The following is a 2428-nucleotide window of genomic DNA, read 5'->3' on the forward strand; positions in this document are numbered from 1 at the left end:
GGAGGTGGCCCGGCGCCGTTGGCAACAGTCGTATCGTTGCCTACGGCGCGCGCAGCCCGACCCGGAGCGCAGCGGAGGGGCACGCCCACACCTGCCGTACGCAGTTGAAGTTCAATCTCGCGTCCTCGCAGACGTTGCAGATCGAGAAGAAGCAGTACCAAAGACCGGACACACGAGATACACGACGGACGATTCCGCGAAGGATCAGGAATAGATGGCAGATACGAACAACGCGGCGGTCCAGCACCGCATCCCCGCCGAGGGCGCCGACCCGCTCAGCCTGAGCGGCGTGAACGACGCCAACCTCCTGGAGCTGGGCAAGCGCGCCGGCCTGCGCGTGGTGCTGCGCGACGACCACCTGCTGCTCTCGGGCGACCTCAAGGACGTGGAGCGCGCAGTGCCCGTGGCGCAGCACATGGTGGAGATGGCCCGCAACGGTGTGCCCTTCGGCACCGATGACGTGGCGCGCTTCTACGATGCGGCCGGGTCGGAGAACGGCGTGCGCACGGTGGCCGACGCGGCGCCCGTCGTGGTCCCCGGGCCGCGCAAGACCGTGCGCCCCAAGTCCGAGGGCCAGGCCAAGTACCTGACGGCCATCGAGGAGAACGACGTGGTCATCGGCATCGGGCCGGCGGGCACGGGCAAGACGTACCTGGCGGTAGCCATGGCCGTGGACGCGCTCTTCCGCAAGCGGGTCAAGCGCATCATCCTCGCGCGTCCCGCGGTCGAGGCGGGCGAGAACCTGGGCTTTCTCCCGGGTGACCTGCAGGAGAAGATCGATCCGTACCTGCGCCCGCTGTACGACGCCCTGGAGGACATGATTCCGCCGGACCGGCTGCGCCGCGCCATGGAGAGCCGGGCCATCGAGATCGCGCCCCTGGCATACATGCGCGGCCGCACGCTGCAGGACGCGTTCGTGATCCTGGACGAGGCGCAGAACGCCACCCGCGCGCAGATGAAGATGTTCCTCACGCGCCTGGGCCTGAACAGCAAGGCCGTCATCACGGGCGACAAGACACAGGTGGACCTGCCGCGCCGGGAGGACAGCGGCCTGGTGGAGATCGAGAACGTGCTCAAGGGGATCGAGGGGATCGCCTTCAGCTACCTGTCGGGCGCGGACGTCATCCGCCACCGGCTGGTCAAGGACATCATCCGCGCGTACGACGCCGCCCGCGGCGACGAGAGCGGGGACCCCCAGCGGGAGGGCTGATGCCGAGCCCCGGGGAGCGCGGCTTCCCCGAGCGCCGCGCCGTTCCGCGCGAGCCCGCGGCGCCCGCGCCCCGGTCGCGCGCGGCGCGGGCGCTGCACCACGCAATGCGCGGGGCGCTGCTGCTGGCCGTGGCCATCGGCGTGTACCTGCTGTTCCCGGGCGCGCAGACGGCGGACGTGCCCGTGCTGGAGCGCGGCGTGGTGGCGCGCGAGGACGTGATCGCCGAGGTGGCGTTCAGCGTGCCCAAGGCCCCCGAGGCCCTGCGCCGCGAGCGGGAAGAGGCCGCCCGCGGCGTGCCGCCCGTCTACGAGTACCGCCCGGCCGCCGGCGACAGCGTCGTGGGCGGCCTGCGGTCGTTCTTCGCGGCCGTGGACGCCGTGCTGGTGGCCATCCCCCCCGGCGCGGAGCCCGAGGCCGTCCGCGGCGCCCTGGACGCGGCCCGCATCCCCAGCACGCGCGGCACCATCGACGCGCTGGTGGACCCCGCGCGCCGTCAGCAGCTGCGCGTGACGGCGGAGCAGGCCGTGCGCGACCTGTTTCCCCGCGGCGTGGCGGCGGGGTCGCCGGCGCGCGGGGGCGTGTCTGCCGTGCGGGTGCGCGGGCTCCCCGGCGGCGAGCGGCTGCTGGCGGCGGACAGCGTCTTTACGGCGGACCAGTTCTACCGCGCGGCGCAGGCCCGCCTGCCGTCGGACGCGGGGGTGGACGCGGCGGAGCTGCAGCGGCTGCTCCTCGTCCGCTACTTCCGCCCCTCCCTGGCGGAGAGCGACGCGCTGACCTCCGCCGCGCGGGCCCGGGCGGCGGCGGCCGTGGACAGCGTGCAGGAGCGCATCCTTCCCGGACAGCGCATCGTGGGCGCCCGCGAGCAGGTGACGGAGCGCGAGGTGGAGCGGCTGCGGGCGTACCAGACGGCCATGCAGGGGCAACGGACGGACAACCCCGGCGCCCGCGGCGTGCTGCGCGTGCTGGGCGCCGTGCTGTTCAACGCCCTGCTGCTGATGATCGTGGGCGCCCTGCTGCTCATCGTGCGTCCGCGCATCTACCACGACGACCGCTCCATCCTCTTCCTGGGCGCGCTGATCCTGGCCGTGGCGGGGATCGCCTCGCCCATCGGCCGCTTTGGCCTGCCGCCGGAGCTCATCCCCATCCCCTTCGCCACGCTGCTGGCCGCCGTGCTCTGGGGCGGGCGGATGGCGCTCGTCCTGGCGCTCGTCCTGGCAC

The 2428-nt window shown here is 73.2% G+C and carries 2 protein-coding genes; both read left to right on the forward strand.

The features are described 5' to 3' along the window. The first annotated feature begins 214 nt into the window (after positions 1-214). On the forward strand, positions 215-1210 hold the full coding sequence (locus VFZ20_RS01345) for a PhoH family protein (RefSeq protein ID WP_329682012.1): 996 nt from the start codon (positions 215-217) through the stop codon (positions 1208-1210). Further along, the coding region (locus VFZ20_RS01350; RefSeq protein ID WP_329682013.1) for a hypothetical protein at positions 1210-2428 on the forward strand (1219 nt) is incomplete at its 3' end. The genes VFZ20_RS01345 and VFZ20_RS01350, both read left to right, overlap by 1 nt.

The organism is Longimicrobium sp., from assembly GCF_036280135.1.
Classification (GTDB): Bacteria; Gemmatimonadota; Gemmatimonadetes; order Longimicrobiales; family Longimicrobiaceae; genus Longimicrobium.